Below are 17827 nucleotides of genomic sequence, written 5' to 3' on the forward strand. Positions count from 1 at the left end.
TTTCCAAGCGTCAAAAGCAAAACGAAGGCCGTGAGGCCTCCGTTTGCATTCCGTTGCTAGTGAGCCCGGTCCGCTTACCCCAGCCGTCCCGCCGCATGCGCGAGCAGCGTGTACACCAGGCCCGTCTCCGAAGTCAGGTGGCTGCGCAGTTCCTGCGGACCGCGGTTGTCGCGGGCGACCTCATCGAGCAGGCGCTCGAACTCGCCGATATAGCGGTCGACCGTGCCCTTGAAGTTGCGGTCGGCGCGGTACTTGCGGGCGACCTCGTCGAAGGCCTTCTGGCCGGCAGGCGTGTACAGGCGCTTGGTGAAGGCCTTGTTCTCGCCGCGCTGGTAGCGGTCCCACATCTCGGCCGCGAGGTTGCGGTCCATCAGCCGGCCGATGTCGAGCGACAGCGACTCCAGCGGATTGCTGCTGGCCTGCGGATGCGGAGCGGGGGCAGCCTGGCGGCTACGCGGAGCCTCACGTCCGCTCGGAGCGGCCTGGTCAGCATCCGTGCGGTTGAGCAGATCCGACAGCCAGCCGTCGCGGCCGGGGTCGTTGCCGCCGGGGGCGACTGGCGGAGCCTCGGTGCGACGCGAGGAGGCGGGCAAGCCGAGGTCCGGCGGCGGCAGCGTCGAGGCGCTGGCGGTGTCGCGCATGCGGGTCTCGGTCACACGAACGCCCGCAGTGGCCATCATCGGCTCTTCCTGGCGCTGGACGGCGACAGAAGCGCGGCTCGCCGTGGTGACATCGAGGCCGCGGCCGTGCTGGGCCACGATGCGGTTGAGCTCGGCGAGCGCCTCGATCTGGTCGACGATCACCTTGCGCATCTGCGCGGTGCTCTCGGCAGCCTCCTGCGGCATCTCGAGCACGCCGCGGCGCAGCTCGTTGCGGGTGGCCTCGAGCTCGTTGTGCATCTCCAAGGCCATCTGCTTCATGCTGGCAACGAGGTTGCCGAACTTCTCGGTCGACTGCTTGAACATCGCATCCGCCTCGTCGGTGGTCTGGCGGTAGATGTCGTGCATGGCCTCGATGGTCTGGCGGTGCTCTTCTTCGGACGCCACGCGAACCGCCTCGAACTGGCGGGTGATCGCGGCCGAGCCTGCGCCGGCGGTCTCCGCGACCACGCGGGCGATGTCGCGGGCCCGCTCTTCGGCCGCAGCGAGCGACTCATCGAGCAGCCCGGTGAAGCGCGACAGGCGCTGGTCGAGATCGGCGGTGCGCAGGTCGATGGTGGTGACGAGCGATTCCAGCGCCGCCTTGCGTTCGGCGAGCGAGGCGGTGGTGTTCTTGTTGCTCTGCTCGACCACCTGGGCGGCATCGACCAGCGCCTTGCCGTGCGCGTCGAACTGGGTCGACAGCTCGCCGAGGTCCTGGAGCGCCTTCGTGGTCTTCGAATTGAACACGTTGAGCTGGTCTTCCAGGTTCTGCGTCGCTTCCCCGTTGCGCGAGGTGACGTCGTTCATCGCCGAGACGAAGTCGGCGACACGCGTCACCAGCGCCCGCTCGAGCGAATTGAGGTTGTCGTGGGCGCCGGTCAGCACCTCCTGGAGGAGGATGTTGCCTTCGCGCAGCCGCTCGAACAGGGCGACCGTGTCGGTGCGCAGGATCTTGCTGGTCTCCTGCATCTCGGTGACGGCCGCGATCGAGACCTGGCGCGACTGGTCGATCGCCGCACGCGAGGCCGCCTCGAGGTCCTTGAGCGAGCGACCGACCGCGCTGGTCGCGACCTCGCTCGCCGCGTTGATGGTGCGCGCGACTTCGTTGCCGTTGCCCATCATGGTCTGCGAGAAGGCCTGGCCGCGCGTCTCGATCGACTTCAGCGCGTCGGAGGTGACGCGGTCGATGTCGAGCGTGAGCTGGCTGGTCTTCGAGCCGATCGCGTCCACGAGCGAGCCGCGCTTGGCGTCGATCATGTTGGAGAGGCGGTCGGCCTGCTGCTGCACATAGGTGACGATCTCGTCGGTCTTGCCGGTCATGGCTTGACCGAAGCTCGAGCTGGCCGCGAGCACCGAACGCTCGACGTCGGCCGAGCTGGACTTGACCCGCGAGCTCGCCTCGTTGGAGGCGGAGATCAGCGCGTTCTGGGCGTTGAGCGCGCTGCTCTGGATATCGCTGGTCGCGTTCGCCGTCGCCGTGCTCAGCGCGCGCTCGATCTCGGTCGAGATCGTGCGGATCTGGCTCGCGGCATCCGCCGAGGTCGAGGTCAGCGAGGTCTGGGCCTCGCGGGCGCTGTTGAGGATGGTCGAGGCAGTATCGGCGCCGACGGCGGTCAGCGTGCGCTCGATGTCCGTTGTCAGCGACTTGATCTGGCTCGCCGCGTCGGTCGACGCGGTGATCAGGGTACCCTGGGCCTCGCGGACACCGCTGGTGAGCGCCTCGATGGTGGCGCCGCCGGCGGTTGCCAGCGCGCGCTGCATCTCGGCTGCGAGCGAGCGGACCTGGCTGGTCTGCTCGGCCGAAACCGCGAGCAGGGTGCTCTGGGCGTCGCGGGCGCTGGCCGTGATCGTCTCGGCGGTGGTCTGGCCGACCTGCGACAGCGAGCGGTGCACCTCGGCCGCCAGCGACTTGACCTGGCTTGCCGCATCGGAGGACGCATTGACCAGCGTGCTTTGGGCTTCGCGTGCGCCGGCCAGAATGCTCTCCGCGGTCGAAGTGCCGGCCATTGAGAGCGAGCGCTGCACGTCGGCGGTAAGAGCCTTCACCTGGTTCGCCGCATCCGCGGATCCCGCGACCAGCGTGTTCTGGGCCTCGCGTGCACCGCTCATAATCGTTTCGGCAGTCGAGGTGCCGGCCATCGAGAGCGAGCGCTGCACGTCGGAGGACAGCGCCTTGATCTGGTTGGCGGTCTCGGTCGAGGCCGCGATCAGCGCGCTCTGCGCATCGCGCGCGCCGGCGGTGATTGATTCCGCCGTGGTGGTACCGGCCAGCGACAGCGAGTGCTGCACGTCGGCGGTCAGCGTCTTGACGTGGTTGGCCGCATCCGAAGACGCCGTGACGAGCGTGGTCTGCACCTCGCGGGCGCCGGCCAGGATCGAGGCCGCCGTGGCCGAGCCGGCCGCGGAGAGCGTCCGCTCGACGTCGGCCGCGAGCCCCTTGATCTGGTTGGAGGCATCGCCCGAGGCGGCGATCAGGGACGACTGCGCCTCGCGGGCGCTGGTCAGGATCGAGTTCGCAGCACCCGTGCCGACCGCAGTCAGCGCGCGCTCGACCTCGGCAGAGGTCATCTTGAGTTGGGCGTTGACGTCGGAAGAGACGGTCATCAGCGACTGCTGCGCGGCGCGCGCACCGGTCTGGATCGTCTCGCTGGTGTTGACCACGAGGTTGGTGAGTGAGCGCTCGGCATCTTCGACATGCGAGCGGATCGCAGTTGAGATCATCTCGGCGCGGGAGATCATGTCCTCGCTGGCCTGGCGGCCGCTGCTCTCGATGCGGCCGGCGACGGCCTCGACACGCGAGCCGAGCAGGTCTTCGAACTGCGCCACGCGGACGTCGATGTCGCTCGCGACAGCGCCGACCTTGGTCTCGATCGCCTGCTGGATGTCCTGGAAGCGCGCCGTGACCGTGTCGGTCAGGTGCATGCTGCGGCCGTCGATGAGTTCGCCGACACTGGTGATGCGGCGGTCGACCGCCTCGATCGCCTGCGCCGTGCCATCCGTGAGCGTCGAGGTTAGCAGGGTGAGGCGGGCGTCGATCGACTGCACGGCCTGCGAGGCGCCGTTGGTCACCGCTGACGTCAGGTAGGTCAGGCGGGAGTCGATGGATTCGAGCGCCTGCGTCGCGCCGCCGGTCAGCGTCGTCGTGAGGTGGGTCAGGCGCGTATCGATCGACTGGATCGTCTGCGAGGCGCCGTCGGTCAGCGACGTCGTGAGATGGGTGAGGCGGGAGTCGATCGACTGGATCGCCTGCGTCGCGCCGTCGGTCAGCGTCGTGGACAGCGCGTTGAGGCGTCCATCGATGGTTTCGGTGACGGACTTCGCACGTGCATCGAACGACTGCTCGAGCGCGCCGACGCGGCCCCCGAGCTGCTCGTCGAAGGTCTTGATATGGCCTTCGATCGTGCTGTCGAGGCTGGCGATCTTGCCGTTCAGCGAGGCGTCCAGGCTGGACACGCGTTCGCCGATCGAGGTCTCGAACTGCAACAGGCGCTGGTCGAGAACGGCCGTGATCTCGCCGCCGTTGGAGCTGAAGCGGGCGTCGAAATTGTCGACATAGGTCTTCAACGATTCGTGGATCTCGTGCGTGCGCTGGCCCATGCGCTCGACGATTTCGCCGCCGAAGGTCTTCACGGTGCGGTCGAACTCGGAGATGTGGCGCGTGATCAGGGCACCCAGGGTGCCGGAATCGCGGGCGAACTTTTCGACCAGCTCGCTCCCCTGGTTCTTCACCAGTTCGTCGAACGCGCTCATCTGCAACGACAGCGAGTCGTGCGCGGTCTCGGTCTGGCTGACGACCTTGGCGACGAGGGTATTGACGGTGGCGTCGAGCGCTTCGCTCGCCTTGTCGCCTGAGGTCATGATCTGGCCGGCGAGGCGGTTGCCGGCGTCGTCGATCTTAGCGGAGAGGTCGTTCGAGCGCAGCTCGAGCTCGAGCAGCAGCGAGTCCGACGAATTCTTCAAGCTGTCGTGCACCTGCTCGGTGCGCTCGGAGATGCCGTCGACGATCGCGGCGGAACGCTGCTCGAACTCGCCGGTGATGCGGTCGATGCGCTCGTTGAGCATCTCGTGGACACGGTCGGCGAGGTCGACGAACTCGTCGTGGACGTGGCCGGTCTTGAAGTTGAGGCTGGTGGTCAGCCGCTCGCTCGCGTCCAGCACTGCGCGAGTGGTCTCTGCGCTGGCCTCCTCGAGACGGTCGAGCAGATCGCCGCCACGCTCGCCGAGCGCCAGGATCATGTTGTCGCCGGCATGGCTCAGCGCGCTCGTGATATGGGCGCCGCGCTCTTCCAAAGCGCCGGTGATGGATTTTGCGACTTCGTCGACGCGGGAAGCGATCGCGTCCGAGATCAGCGCGATGTCGTGGCGCAAATCGATCTGCACGCCGGAAATGGCGCTGCGAACTTGTTCTGCCTGGCCGACCAGGTTGTCGCGCTGATGGGCGATGTCCTGAAGCAGGGCACGGATGCGGACTTCGTTGTCGGAATAAGCGCGCTCCAGCGCCGCGACCTCGTTGGCGACCAGCGTCTCGAGCTCGCCGGCGCGCGCAATCGCGCGTTCGATGCCGTCGCCCATCGCCGCGACCTCGCGGCGGATGGCCTGGCCAACGGTGACCATGGAATCGGAGGCCGAGCCTTCCGGCTCGGAGAAGCGGATCGCGACCTGCGCCATCGCCTGCGCGACCTGGCTCATCTGCTGACCGCGCCAGACCAGGCTGGCCAGGAAGTAGAACAGCATGATCGGCGCGAAGAACATCGTGGCAAGGCCGGCGATGGCCAGCACGCCGCCGCTCTCGCCCATCGCGGCCCGGATCGAGGGGAGGAAGCCGACCGTCAGCGCGGCGCAAGCCGCCAGCCAGACCACGGTGAAGATGGTCGCGCCGGTATAGATGTTGCGGGCAGGGCGGCCCGTTTGCAGCGACTGGAGCAATTGGCCGATGGTCTCGCGGTCGTCATTGGCGGCGCGGCGCGAGGGGCGAGGTTCCTCGACGGAATCGAACGCCGCACGCTCGTTGGCGGCAGGACGCGGCTCGAAGGACGGCTCGTCGAACACGGGAGGTGCGGGCGGTGCGACCGGAGGCGCGGTTTCGTTGCGCATCGAGGCGTTGCGGCTGGTATCGGCAGCCGTGTCGCTGATGTTGAGGGCTTCTTGGATCGCAGAAAGCGCAACTTCTGTGGGGTCTTTGACCTTTTTGGGAGTATTGGCCATGTTCAGTCCGAGCCCTCGTTATTTGTACGCGTCCCCCCGCGAGCCCTGCGCGCTACGCAAGCCCACAGACCGGATCATGCCGCTTGCGCGGATCTCCGAGCCATCCCCACCCGGACGGCTTGTCCGCCAATTTCTGCAACATCCTATTGGCAGAGCGTCGCGAATGAAATGCCCGCGATTAAGACATTCTTAATCATCGTTAACAGGAATGGGCCGTAACACCTTAGGCCTAAATGAAATTCTCCACCGGACTCGGCGGATTGCGGCAACTTTTCGTCAAGAACCGGGCAGATTTGCGTAAAACAGCCCAAACACTTCGTTAACCATTTCCATGCTTCGGTGGGGCAACCGCCGAGCCGGCGGACCATCGCGCGATGCCGGGGCCTGCGCCATGACACCTGAACTGCAACGGATGGACTGGATGCCCTCGCCCCCGCTTGCGCCCATCGACAGCCCGCTCGACCTCGACCATCTCTCCCGCATGACGCTCGGCGATGCCGAGCTGGAACAGGAAGTGCTGGCGATGTTCGCCGAGCAGGCCGTCAGGCTGCTCGCGGCCATGGCTGCGCTGCCGCCCGAGACCGGCGCGCTCGCCCACAAGCTCAAGGGCTCGGCGCGCGGAATCGGCGCCTTTGCGGTGGCGGATGCCGCTGCCAGCCTGGAGGTCGCGATCCGGCGTGGCCATGACAAGCCGCAGGCCTTCGCTGCGCTGAAAGAGGCAGTCGCCGAGGCCCGCGCCGCGATTGAAACGATCCTGAAGCACTAGATCGGTCCGAGCTTGCCGGCGACGATAGGTTAGCGGCTTGTTTCCAGGGGCTTTCCCCGCGCGAACCGGCGCCGACTTCGCGACAAAACGCTATGGCGCCCGCCTGACCGACCCGTTATAGGACAGCCCGGACCCTCATTACTCCCAATCAACATCGCGGCAGCACGAGCACACATGGCCAAGATTCACTTTGTCGACCACAAGGGCGAAACCCGCACGGTGGAAATCGAGAACGGCGCGACCGTGATGGAAGCCGCCATCCGCAACAGCATTCCCGGCATCGAGGCCGAGTGCGGCGGCGCTTGTGCCTGCGCGACCTGCCATGTCTATGTCGACGAAGCCTGGCGCGAGAAGGTCGGCAGCCCGACGCCGATGGAAGAGGACATGCTCGACTTCGGCTTCGACGTGCGCCCGAACTCGCGCCTGTCCTGCCAGATCAAGGTCTCCGACGAGCTCGACGGGCTCGTGGTAGCGACGCCGGAACGGCAGGCCTGATCGTCTCTCCCAGCTATCAGCTGTGCGGCGGCGCGACATCGATGCCGCGCTTGTGCCAGGGCTTGAACTTCGCGATCACCTCCGCCGTCAGCGGGGACGGCCGGCGTGTCGTCTCGTCGAGCAGGACGCCGACCGAGGTCGCCGAGGCGATGCATTTTCCTTCCGAGAACACGACCTGCTCGAACGTCACGGACGTGCGTCCCAGCTTCACCACGCCGAGGCCGAGCTCGATCCTGTTCGGCCAGCGCAACTCGGCACGGAAATGCATGTCGAGCCGCACCATGATCCAGGCGAGGCCAGGCGGCGTCAGCCCGTATTGAGGCAGCTTCATCAGCGTGACACGGCCGGTCTCGAAATAGGTGGCGTAGACCGCGTTGTTGACGTGCTGGTTCGGATCGAGATCGCCGAAGCGGACATTGTCGCTGAGGCGAAAAGGAAAGTCCTCCAGGCGCGGCGTCGTATCGAGGCGGCTTGGTGCGTTCACCGATTGATCTCCGTCATATCGCATCCCGTTACAGCCCAGTTATGCTGACCCGGCAAGTGGGCGCGGCCGCGGGGCGCTCCCGCTTTTATGCCTTCCCTGATCCATCCCCGTTGGTTAGACAGACAAAGTCACCTCGGCCCGAAGGGCGCCGTCCCACCGACAACGATCGATAAAGAGACGACATGAGCGATGTGATCAAAACCGATGTGCTGATTATTGGCGCCGGCCCCTGTGGCCTGTTCGCCGCCTTCGAGCTTGGCCTTCTCGACATGAAGGCGCATTTCGTCGACATCCTCGACAAGGTCGGCGGCCAATGTGCCGAGCTCTACCCGGAAAAGCCGATCTACGACATCCCCGGCATTCCGCAGGTCTCAGGCCAGGGCCTCACCGATGCGCTGATGGAGCAGATCAAGCCGTTCCACCCGACCTTCCATCTCGGCGAGATGGTCGAGACGGTGGAGAAGATCGGCGATCCCGCGTTCCGCTGCACCACGGATGCCGGCAAGATGTTCGAATGCAAGGTGCTGGTGATCGCAGCCGGCGGCGGCTCGTTCCAGCCCAAGCGCCCGCCCGTGCCGGGGATCGAGGCCTATGAAGGCACCTCGGTACACTATGCCGTGCGCAAGATGGAGGCCTTCCGCGACAAGAACGTGCTGATCGTCGGCGGCGGCGATTCCGCACTCGACTGGACGCTCAATCTGCATCCGGTTGCCAAGCGCATCACGCTGTTGCACAGGCGCGACGAGTTTCGCGCAGCACCCCATAGCGTGGAGCAGATGCGCGCGCTGGTGGCGGGCGGCAAGATGGATCTCAAGCTCGGCCAGGTCACCGCGCTGTCGGGCGCGGATGGCAAGCTCTCCGGCGCCACCATTAAGGGCAACGACAACAGCGTCAGCGATATTGCCTGCGACACCATGCTGCCGTTCTTCGGCCTGACCATGAAGCTCGGCCCGGTCGCGAACTGGGGCATCGCGCTGGAGAACAATCTGGTGCCGGTCGAGACGAGCGCGTTCGAAACCAACGTACCGGGCATCTTCGCCATCGGCGACATCAACACCTATCCCGGCAAGATCAAGTTGATCCTGTGCGGCTTCCACGAGGGCGCGCTGATGTCGCAAAAAGCCCACCGCTACGTCTATCCGGAGAAGCGGCTCGTGTTCCAGTACACGACCTCGTCCTCCAGCCTGCAAAAGAAGCTCGGTGTCAACTGACCGCTACGCGAACGGGGCAGGCACCCCATGTTTCTGGCGCTGGAACCGTTCGCGAAATCGCCGTAGTCTGCGGCCATTGCAGTGGCGGCTTAACAAGGTGATCATAATGCGGAATCCTTTTTCGAGCTTTCGGCTGCTCTCGCTCCTGACGTTCGCCGTCGTGGCGGCGATTGGTGTGACGAAACCGGCTGCCGCGCAACAGCCGACCGCGGCAGGCCTATGGCAGAAGGTTGAAGACGGCAGGCCGGTGGGCTGGTTTCTCTTCATCGACCACAACGGCATTTTCGAAGGCGTGATCGCCAAGACCTTCCCGCGTCCCGGCGACGATCCGAACGAGGTCTGCTCGAAATGCACCGACGATCGTAAGAACCAGCCGGTGCTCGGGCTCTCCTTCATCCGCGACATGAAGCGCGACGGGTTGAAATATGAGGGCGGCAACGTGGTCAATCCGCGCGACGGCAACGTCTGGAAGGCCAAGATGAGCGTGAGCCCGGATGGCCAGGTCCTGACCATGCGCGGCTTCCTCGGCATTTCCCTGTTCGGCAAGGATGAGACCTGGCAGCGCCTGCCGGACGCCAATCTGGCTCAGGTTGATCCGGCTATCATCGCCAAATATCTTCCCGCGCAGGCTGCCGCGACCGTGCCGAAGCCCGCGTCTGCGGCGAAGAAGGGCGGCGCAATGATGGCACCGGCGCCCAAGCAGTAAGGGCTGCCAGGGTGACGAGCCTCAATACGTCCGCGCCTTCTGGCAAGGCGCATAGAACGTGCCGTTGCCGGCAGCGACCCGCTCGAGGCATTGCCGGGGATCGGTGATCTCACCGTCCACCTCAAAATAATAGGCCTGCTGTCCGAGGCTCAGGACGTAATGTCCCGGCGGAAGTTCGAGGTCCGCATCGCTGGCGTGAAGCTCGTACATTTCAGGCTTGCCCGGAATCGGCGCGATCCGAAACGGATAGGAGAAGTTGCGGATCACGCCGGCGTCCTCTCCGCCGCCCGACATCTTGCTCGCAGCGTTGGTCGAGAACTCTCTGATCTTCGCGACCACCCGGACCTCGAGGCGCTCCGGGATCACGTTTGAAATGTCCCGGCGAAACACGATGAACTTGACGTGCCCGTTCGGCAGATGCGGCCGGTCGGGCTTTTTGAACTCCGGTGAGATCGCAATTCGCATGTCCGGCGCCATCACGCTGATGGCGTTCAACTCAGCCAGCGATTTGTCGTCGATCAGGGCGTAGATGCCGTAGTCGGTGGGAAGCACGCGCGTTGGCGGAGGCGGGGCGGAGGGGACCATTTCGGGCTTGGCCACCGTGACGGTTGCCTCCGGCTTGGGCGCGACCAGCGCGATCTCCGGCGCTTGCGAGGAAATCAGTCGGCGTAGCGCAGCGATCTTGTCTCTGTGCGAAACGATCAGACTGACCGCGCTGACGACAACCAGGATGGCCGCTGTCCGCTTGATCACCGGCCAGAGGGGACCCGAAACCGCAGGCAGCTTACTGCGGGACGTTCCGATGCCCGGCGATAGGACGGTCGCGGCGCCGGAGACCAGAACACCGCCTGCTTCGCTCATCCTGGATGACGCGAGTTGTTGTTGCGGCAGACGCTCTAGCGGCGCCTGCTCGCGCGAGAACTTCTCGACCTCGTCGATCGCGACCTCGAGGGCCTGCTTCATGTTGTCGATGTTCTTCGCGTCGGCGTAGGTGAACTGCTCCTTAAGCTTGTAACGCGCGAGATCGTAGACCATCTGCCGCCTGGCTTCAGCGTCGTCCTTCACCGTATCGAGCATGCGCGAAATCACGAGCGCGAACTGCACCTGGTTTGCAGGCAGATCGGTCGGATCCTGTTGACCGGGAAGCAGCTCTCTGGAGTCGCTCATCGCGCTGACGGTCCAATGCCTGTCACGCCGATACCCAATTCTTCCATTCGAAACAGCCGGTTAAACGATTGCGGCCGCCCCCGCGTCCGCTTCGTACACGTGCTGGCATGACAAGGAAAGTCTCCGGAGCAGAACGACGGACCATCGGCACGTCACATCTTCAGGAGGGACAGCCGGATCGGGCGCGCTTGTCGCGCCAGTAGTTCCCCGGGAATGCGCGCTGGCGCCGGATTTGCATAGTAATCGGCAAAGTTGCCGGAGGAACGAGTCGCCGCTGCCGCGCCCGGCGAAGGGCGTGAGGGATGTTGCTTGTTCCTTGCGAGGCCGATCCGTGAGATGACGCAATGAGGCTTGCAAGACTGTGTGCAGCAACGCTGCTGGTGCTGATGACGCCGCTGGCAAAATCGGCCTTCGCGCGTGATGACGGGCGCTATGCCAACTCGCCGCTCAAACCCTGGTTCGAAAGCCTGCGCAGCGAGTATGGGCAGTGCTGCTCGGACGCCGACGGCTATGTCGTCGCCGATGTCGATTGGGAGTCCGACAAGGGGCACTATCGCGTGCATCTCGATGAGGAGTGGGTCGTCGTGCCCGACGGCGCCGTGATCACCGAACCAAACAAGATCGGTCGCACCATGGTGTGGAAGCACTATATCGACGGCCACCCGCGGGTGCGGTGCTTCATGCCGGGCAGCATGACCTGAAAATGCTGATGGCGCCCGCACGAGATGCGGGCGCCATCAGCGACATAAGGGATCAGCGTGCTTCGCTGTCCGACCTCGCGCTTGCGAGCCGCTTGGCGCGGGGGGACAGCACCATCATCTGCGCGGGCGAGGCCGGCATGCCGGCGACCTCCGTCGTGGGTGCGGCTGGTTGCTGCTCCACGCCGGCGCCGCCGAGCACCTGGACTTGCATCGTCGAGATCGGAAACGACTTCGCCTCGTAAGAGGGAAGCTCGCCGGCGAAGGCGCTTGCCATGCCTGCAATCATCGCGCCGGTAACGGCAATCAAAGTAAGAACGCGCATGTCAAAATCTCCGTGAAGATATCAATCGGAGGTTTGGTCGCGGCGGCGCAGGAACAGGTTCGCTTGTCTACGAACATTCAGCCGGTCATGGCGGACATATTTGACTGCGTGAGGCGTCGAGCGCGAAACGGGGAAGAAGTTTTTCGCGCCCATGTTTCCGGACGGTTTCACTACAGTGGGGCAGCGCCTAGGCGATGCGCTTGCATATCCGGGTGACGGAATTGAAAGACGGCAATGAAAGAGCTCAACGCATGCGGAATGTTGCGGCGCGGATGTCGGTTGGTGTCGCACCGTAGGCGCGACGGAAGGTTCGATTGAAATAGGATAGATCGCTGAAGCCGCAATCGAACGCAATGGTGCTGACCGTATAGCCTGCGAAGTGAGGATCCTTCAGCATCTCCAGGGCGCGTTCGAGCCGTCGCGCAAGAACGAACTCAGAGAAGCTCATTCCTTCTCGCTCGAAGAGCTTGTGCAGGTAACGCGGCGTGAGGCCATGCTGCGCGGCGATCTTCGCCGGCGACAGGGCGTGATCGCCGAGGTTGCTGCGGATGTCGGTCTTGATGGCTTGTAGCCGCGCCGCTGCGACGCCGCCGTGACGAGCCTCGTAGGCGACATCCTCGCCGGCGCCGATCGCAAGCGCGGAGAGATCGATAATGTGGTTCGCGACCACTTGCGCGAAGGCTGCGTCGGTGAATGCGACGTCCTGATGCAATGTGTCCACGTAACGGATCAGGAGGCGTAACGCGGCGTTCTCCGCCGGAATCTGCCGCGCGTACGCGGAATCCAGATCCTTCACCAGACCCGACAGTCGTGGCCTCGGGAGCACGATCGTCAGGAACTTGCCGAGGTTGTGCATCGTATTGACGGACGGATCGGTCCCCGAGATGACGACGGCGGTGCCGGGGCGACAGGACGTTTTCGCGGCCGAGCTGTCTCGTGGTGGCGCCGCCCGAGAGCAACACGGACAAGCCGAAGCCGTCGCGTGCGCCGATCAGGTGCTGACGCTCGATCCGATAGTGGGCGGCCGAGCGAGATCCGGAGACGAGCTCGATGCCCGGCAGCCCCTGGAATTTGACGCTTGCGTGAAACGGATCGTCGCCGATCGTCTCGATATCGACCTTCGCGATGTTGTGGCCGTAGATCTCGCGCCATTTAGTCAGGCGCTGCTGGGGCGCAAACGCTTCAGTCGAGATCGCGACGGGCGAAAACGGTGAATTGGGCGAGGTCATCGAGACTATGTAGGGATTGAACGTCCGATGGTTCGATCGCTACCACCGGCACATGCGTCGGGCAATTGCCTGCGGCGACAGGATGTTGCGGGAAAGCATCATCGCGCGCCGATGACGCATCGAGGGCCCCCTGGTCCAAGGGAGTTCACTATAATCCAAGTCGCGCCAATCCCGGCCCGGTAGATGTTTCCGGCACAGGCGCGCCGCAGAATCGGATTCGGAGCGTCTGAAATGAGGAAATGACCGGTGAAGAAAGAGCTCTTCGTTGCGCTGAGCATGTTGATCGGGGCAACCGCCGCCGCCCGGGCCGCCGATCTCTCGCAATCGCCCTACGTCAAGGCGCCGCCGCTCGAGAGCGGGCTCTATGACTGGACCGGAATTTATCTCGGAGCAAACGTCGGCTATGGCGTCGCCCGGGACCAGAGCACCGTTGGCTTTCCTGGCTTTTTCGGAGCACCGGTGCCACCGCCCGAATCCGTAACTCAGGCTCCGGCCGGTTGGCTGGGCGGTCTGCAGGCCGGCTACAACAAACAGTTGGGCAGCCTCGTTCTCGGCATCGAAGGTGACTGGCAATGGAGCGGGCAACGGGATTCCGCTTGCGTGTTCACGTGTGATGACGAAAGCACCGTCAGGATCGAGCAGAAGCTCCGCGACTTCGGCACGGTACGGGGGCGCCTCGGTTACGCAGCCGGCAGCGTGCTGTTTTATCTGACGGGCGGCTTCGCCGTGGGTCGGGTCGATGCGAACGTTGCCCTGGTGCGCGCGCTCGAGGGCACGGTGAATGCTGCGAGCTTCAATCACACGCTGACCGGCGGCACGGTCGGCGGCGGAATAGAGGCGGCGCTGTTTGGTAATTGGACCGGCAAGGTTGAATATCTGTACATGGATCTCGGCAGCGTGTCGGATTCTTTCACGACGGCGATTCCAGGGGGGACGATCACCACCCGTGTCACAAGCGACATCCGCGAGCATATTGTACGCGCCGGATTGAACTATCGCTTTGGCGGCGCCGGGCTCGCTTCCACCGAGACGAAGCCGCGCGCGATTGCGGCAGCGCTCCACAGTTGGAGCGGCTTTTACGTGGGGGCCAATGCGGGCTATGGCGTCGGCCGCGATCCGGCGACATTCGGCCGTGCCACAGCACTCGGCAGCGGGCTTCCGGAGACGTTTACGATTGCGCCGGGCGGAGCTGTGGGCGGAGGCCAGCTGGGGTATAATTGGCAATTCGCCCAGTGGGTCGTCGGCGTCGAGACTGACCTTCAGGCCGCACATCAGGTTGATGACGCCTGTGTGGGAGCCTGCGAATTGACCTTCAACACCGGGATGACAATCCAACGGACACTCGGCTGGTTCGGAACAGTGCGCGGTCGACTTGGCTACGCGACCGGTCCTGCCTTGCTCTATATGACCGGCGGCGCCGCCTACGGCCAAGTGCGCACCGGCATCACCGACCTTGGCGGGGCCGGTGTAGTCTCTTCGGCAAATGCAACTCACACGAAGGGCGGCTGGACTCTCGGCGGCGGCATCGAAGGCGCTATCTCGGGTCCATGGAGCGCCAAGCTGGAGTACCTCTATGTGGATCTCGGGAACGTGTCCGATACGTTCGCAACGCCGGCACTCTTCAGTCCTCCATTCCGGACCACGACCGTCTCAGGCGGCATTCACGATCACGTCTTCCGTGCGGGTTTGAACTACCGCTTCGGAGCGGATTCCATCGTGGCGAAATATTGAGGCAGAGGCCTTCAATCTCGCCTGAGCCGCAGGGCCGTCAGACCTCAGGTCACCGGCGCTGGATTGAACAGCGTGAGATCGTTGTGGATGCCCCAGCGGTCCGACCACGGCTTGGTGCGGCCGGAGGCGACGTCGAGGATCAGGTGGAACAGGTCCCAGCCGGTTTCCTCGATGGTCTTGGCGCCGGTGGCGATGCCGCCCGCGTCGAAATCGATCAGGTCCTTCCAGCGGCGCGCAAGCTCGGTGCGGGTGGCGACCTTGATCACGGGGGCGGCCGCAAGGCCGTAGGGCGTCCCGCGGCCGGTGGTGAACACCTGCAAGGTCATGCCGGACGCGAGCTGGAGCGTGCCGCAGATGAAGTCGCTCGCCGGCGTTGCCGCGAACAACATGCCCTTTTGCGTGGCCTTCTGGCCGGGTGAGAGCACGCCGGTGATGGCCGATGAGCCCGACTTGACGATCGAGCCCAGGGATTTCTCGACGATGTTGGCGAGACCGCCTTTCTTGTTGCCGGGCGTGGTGTTGGCGCTGCGGTCCGCGCCGCCGCGGGCCAGATAGGAATCGTACCAGGCCATCTCGCGCACCAGCGCGCGGCCGACGTCCTCGTTGATGGCGCGGCGCGTGAGCAGCTGAATGGCGTCGCGCACCTCCGTGACTTCGGAGAACATCACGGTGGCACCGGCGCTGACCAGCAGGTCCGCAGCGAAGCCGACGGCCGGGTTTGCGGTAACGCCGGAGAAGGCGTCGCTGCCGCCGCATTGCAGACCGACGACGAGATCGGAGGCGGGGCAGGTCTCTCGGGTCCGCTTGTTGAGGATCTTCAGTCGCGCTTCCGCCTGGGCCATGATCGCTTCGACGATTGCGCCAAAACCGTCGAAGGCTTCGTCCTGCATGCGGACGATGGCATCGCTGACGCCTTCCGGCACCAGCCGTTCGGGCGCCAGCTTTTCGCAGCCGAGGCCGACGACCAGGATCTCGCCGCCGAAATTGGGATTAAGTGCGATGTTCTGCAGCGTGCGGATCGGCACTACAGCGTCGGGCGCGGTGATCGCGACGCCGCAGCCATAGGCGTGCGTCAGCGGCACGACGTCGTCGACATTGGAGTACTTCGGCAGCAGCTCGGCACGGATGCGCTTGACGGCATATTCCATCGTGCCCTTGACGCATTGCACGGAGGAGGAGATGCCCAGAATGTTTTTTGTGCCCACCGAACCGTCGGGATTGCGATAGCCTTCGAAAGTGAAGCCTTCGAGCGGCGGCAGCGGTGCGGGGACGGCGGTGGAGATTTCGAGCTTGTCCAGGGCAGGGGCCTCCGGCATGCGGATGCGGGCCTCATCGACCCATTCGCCGGCCAGGATCGGCGAGAGCGCGTAGCCGATCACCTCGCCGTAACGGATGATCGGCTCATCTTGCGCGATGTCGACCAGCGCGGTCTTGTGCCCTTGCGGCACGAAGGCGCGCAGCGTCAGTCCGCAGGCAAAGCGGGAGCCGGCGGGAAGCCCGAAATCGTTGACCACGATCGCGACGTTGTCGCGCGCGTTGAGCTTGATGTAGCGGGGCTGTTCTTTCGCTGCGACGTCCTGGTCCATTTGCGCTTGCCTCCGAAATCGTAGGGTGGGCAAGGCGCAACGCGCCGTGCCCACCGTCTTCACACCGAGGGTAAGTGGTGGGCACGCTTCGCTTTGCCCACCCTACGAGATCTTCGCCGTGGTTAGCCGGGGAAGGTATAAGCCGTCTTCACCGTGGTGTAGAACTCGCGTGCATAAGAGCCCTGCTCGCGGGCGCCGTAGCTCGAACCCTTCCGGCCGCCGAACGGTACGTGATAGTCGACGCCAGCGGTGGGCAGATTGACCATCACCATGCCGGACTCGCTGTTGCGCTTGTAGTGCGAGGCGTATTTCAGGCTGGTGGTGCAGATGCCGGAGGCGAGGCCGAACTCGGTGTCATTTGAGATGGCGAGGGCTTCCTCGTAGTTCTTGGCGCGGATCACGGCGGCAACCGGCCCGAAGATTTCCTCACGCGCGATGCGCATGTTGTTGTTGGCCTCGGTGAACAGTGCCGGCTGGAGATAGTGGCCGGGATTCTCGCGCTTGAGGAGCTCGCCGCCGAAGGCGAGCTTGGCGCCCTCATCCTGGCCGATCTTGATGTAGCGCAGGTCCTGGTCGAGCTGGCTCTGGTCGACCACCGGGCCGATATGCACGCCGGCCTTGAGCGCATCGTCCACCGAGAGGCTGTTCAGCCGCTCGGCCACCGCGGCAACGAAGCGGTCGTGGATGCCCTCGGTGACGATCAGGCGTGAGGAGGCGGTGCAGCGCTGGCCGGTCGAGAAATACGCCCCGTTGACGGCGACCTCGACCGCGGTCTTCAACTCGGCGTCGTCGAGCACGACCAGCGGGTTCTTGCCGCCCATCTCGAGCTGGAATTTCTTCATCGGGTTCGACAGCACGCAGGCCTGGGCGATCTTGCGCCCCGTCTGCACCGAGCCGGTGAACGAGATCGCGGCGACGTCAGGATGCTCGAGCAGGGTCTGGCCGACCACCGAACCGGAGCCGACAACGAGGTTGAACACGCCGGCCGGAATGCCGGAGCGGGTGATGATCTCGGTGAGCGCATGTCCGGAGCCCGGCACCAGCTCGGCCGGCTTGAACACGACGGTGTTGCCGTAGCAGAGCGCCGGCGCGATCTTCCAGGCGGGGATCGCGATCGGGAAATTCCAGGGTGTGATCATGCCGACGACGCCGACGGGCTCGCGGGTGAGCTCGACGTCGAGGCCGGGACGGACGGAGGCGCCCTTCTCGCCGATCAGGCGCAGCGCCTCGCCGGCGAAGAACGCGAAGATCTGGCCGGCGCGCGCAACCTCACCGATGCCCTCGGGCAACGTCTTGCCTTCCTCGCGGGCGAGCAGGCGGCCGAGCTCTTCCTTGCGGGCCAGGATTTCGGTCGAGATCTTGTTCAGCGCGTCGTAGCGCACCTGCGGCGTCGACTGTGCCCAGGCGGGGAAGGCGGCCTTCGCGGCGGCGATCGCCTTCTGGGTCTGCGCCTTGTCGGCCTTGGCGTATTCGCCGACGAGGTCATTGGTGTTGGAGGGGTTGATGTTCCTGGTGACGCCGGAGCCGTCGACCCATTCACCGCCGATGAAGTTCTTGAGGATCGCAGTCATCTCTTTTTTCCT

At 64.8% G+C, this 17827-nt stretch carries 14 protein-coding genes; 7 read left to right on the top strand and 7 right to left on the bottom strand.

Annotated features, from left to right (window positions below):
• Nucleotides 1-74: 74 nt before the first annotated feature.
• Complete coding sequence (locus tag X265_RS14185) at nt 75-5846, bottom strand: apolipoprotein A-IV repeat region-like domain-containing protein (protein ID WP_128965373.1); 5772 nt, start codon at nt 5844-5846, stop codon at nt 75-77.
• Between the two features lie 391 nt (nt 5847-6237).
• Here X265_RS14185 and X265_RS14190 point away from each other — a divergent pair, with 391 nt between their 5' ends.
• Entirely contained in the window at nt 6238-6612 is a 375-nt protein-coding gene (locus X265_RS14190) for an Hpt domain-containing protein (protein WP_128965374.1), read from the top strand.
• Nucleotides 6613-6786: 174 nt separating this feature from the next.
• Nucleotides 6787-7107 (top strand): 2Fe-2S iron-sulfur cluster-binding protein, encoded by a 321-nt coding sequence (locus tag X265_RS14195; RefSeq protein ID WP_008143731.1) that lies wholly within the window; start codon nt 6787-6789, stop codon nt 7105-7107.
• Nucleotides 7108-7123: 16 nt separating this feature from the next.
• On the opposite strand, the gene X265_RS14200 is transcribed toward X265_RS14195, so the two are convergent.
• Nucleotides 7124-7591 carry an acyl-CoA thioesterase gene (locus X265_RS14200; protein WP_128965375.1) on the bottom strand — a complete coding sequence of 156 codons (468 nt, stop codon included), beginning with the start codon at nt 7589-7591 and terminating at the stop codon, nt 7124-7126.
• Nucleotides 7592-7773: 182 nt separating this feature from the next.
• On the opposite strand from X265_RS14200, the gene X265_RS14205 reads away from it, so the two are divergent.
• Both X265_RS14205 and X265_RS14210 read left to right on the top strand, forming a co-directional pair.
• Nucleotides 7774-8802, top strand: coding sequence for an NAD(P)/FAD-dependent oxidoreductase (locus X265_RS14205; RefSeq protein ID WP_128965376.1), 1029 nt, complete (start codon nt 7774-7776; stop codon nt 8800-8802).
• A gap of 106 nt (nt 8803-8908) precedes the next feature.
• Nucleotides 8909-9508: a DUF2147 domain-containing protein gene (locus X265_RS14210; RefSeq protein ID WP_164938579.1), complete on the top strand. Its 600-nt coding sequence runs from the start codon at nt 8909-8911 to the stop codon at nt 9506-9508.
• A 21-nt stretch (nt 9509-9529) separates the two neighbouring features.
• On the opposite strand, the gene X265_RS14215 is transcribed toward X265_RS14210, so the two are convergent.
• Nucleotides 9530-10675 carry a hypothetical protein gene (locus tag X265_RS14215; protein ID WP_128965378.1) on the bottom strand — a complete coding sequence of 382 codons (1146 nt, stop codon included), beginning with the start codon at nt 10673-10675 and terminating at the stop codon, nt 9530-9532.
• A gap of 344 nt (nt 10676-11019) precedes the next feature.
• On the opposite strand from X265_RS14215, the gene X265_RS14220 reads away from it, so the two are divergent.
• Nucleotides 11020-11376 carry a hypothetical protein gene (locus X265_RS14220; RefSeq protein WP_167506281.1) on the top strand — a complete coding sequence of 119 codons (357 nt, stop codon included), beginning with the start codon at nt 11020-11022 and terminating at the stop codon, nt 11374-11376.
• A gap of 52 nt (nt 11377-11428) precedes the next feature.
• Here X265_RS14220 and X265_RS14225 read toward each other — a convergent pair whose 3' ends face one another.
• Both X265_RS14225 and X265_RS14230 read right to left on the bottom strand, forming a co-directional pair.
• Nucleotides 11429-11698, bottom strand: a complete 270-nt coding sequence (locus tag X265_RS14225; protein ID WP_164938580.1) for a hypothetical protein — start codon at nt 11696-11698, stop codon at nt 11429-11431.
• A gap of 244 nt (nt 11699-11942) precedes the next feature.
• Nucleotides 11943-12554 (bottom strand): AraC family transcriptional regulator, encoded by a 612-nt coding sequence (locus X265_RS14230; protein WP_128965379.1) that lies wholly within the window; start codon nt 12552-12554, stop codon nt 11943-11945.
• Nucleotides 12555-12582: 28 nt separating this feature from the next.
• Here X265_RS14230 and X265_RS14235 point away from each other — a divergent pair, with 28 nt between their 5' ends.
• Nucleotides 12583-12912, top strand: a complete 330-nt coding sequence (locus X265_RS14235) for a hypothetical protein (RefSeq protein WP_128965380.1) — start codon at nt 12583-12585, stop codon at nt 12910-12912.
• 261 nt (nt 12913-13173) lie between these two features.
• Entirely contained in the window at nt 13174-14658 is a 1485-nt protein-coding gene (locus X265_RS14240) for an outer membrane protein (protein WP_128965381.1), read from the top strand.
• A 44-nt stretch (nt 14659-14702) separates the two neighbouring features.
• On the opposite strand, the gene garD is transcribed toward X265_RS14240, so the two are convergent.
• Both garD and X265_RS14250 read right to left on the bottom strand, forming a co-directional pair.
• A complete protein-coding gene (gene garD, locus X265_RS14245; protein ID WP_128965382.1) occupies nt 14703-16244 on the bottom strand; it encodes a galactarate dehydratase in 1542 nt (513 codons plus the stop codon).
• Between the two features lie 122 nt (nt 16245-16366).
• Nucleotides 16367-17815 (bottom strand): aldehyde dehydrogenase family protein, encoded by a 1449-nt coding sequence (locus X265_RS14250; protein WP_128965383.1) that lies wholly within the window; start codon nt 17813-17815, stop codon nt 16367-16369.
• Nucleotides 17816-17827 lie beyond the last annotated feature (12 nt).

This window comes from Bradyrhizobium guangdongense (assembly GCF_004114975.1).
In the GTDB taxonomy this organism is placed as follows: domain Bacteria; phylum Pseudomonadota; class Alphaproteobacteria; order Rhizobiales; family Xanthobacteraceae; genus Bradyrhizobium; species Bradyrhizobium guangdongense.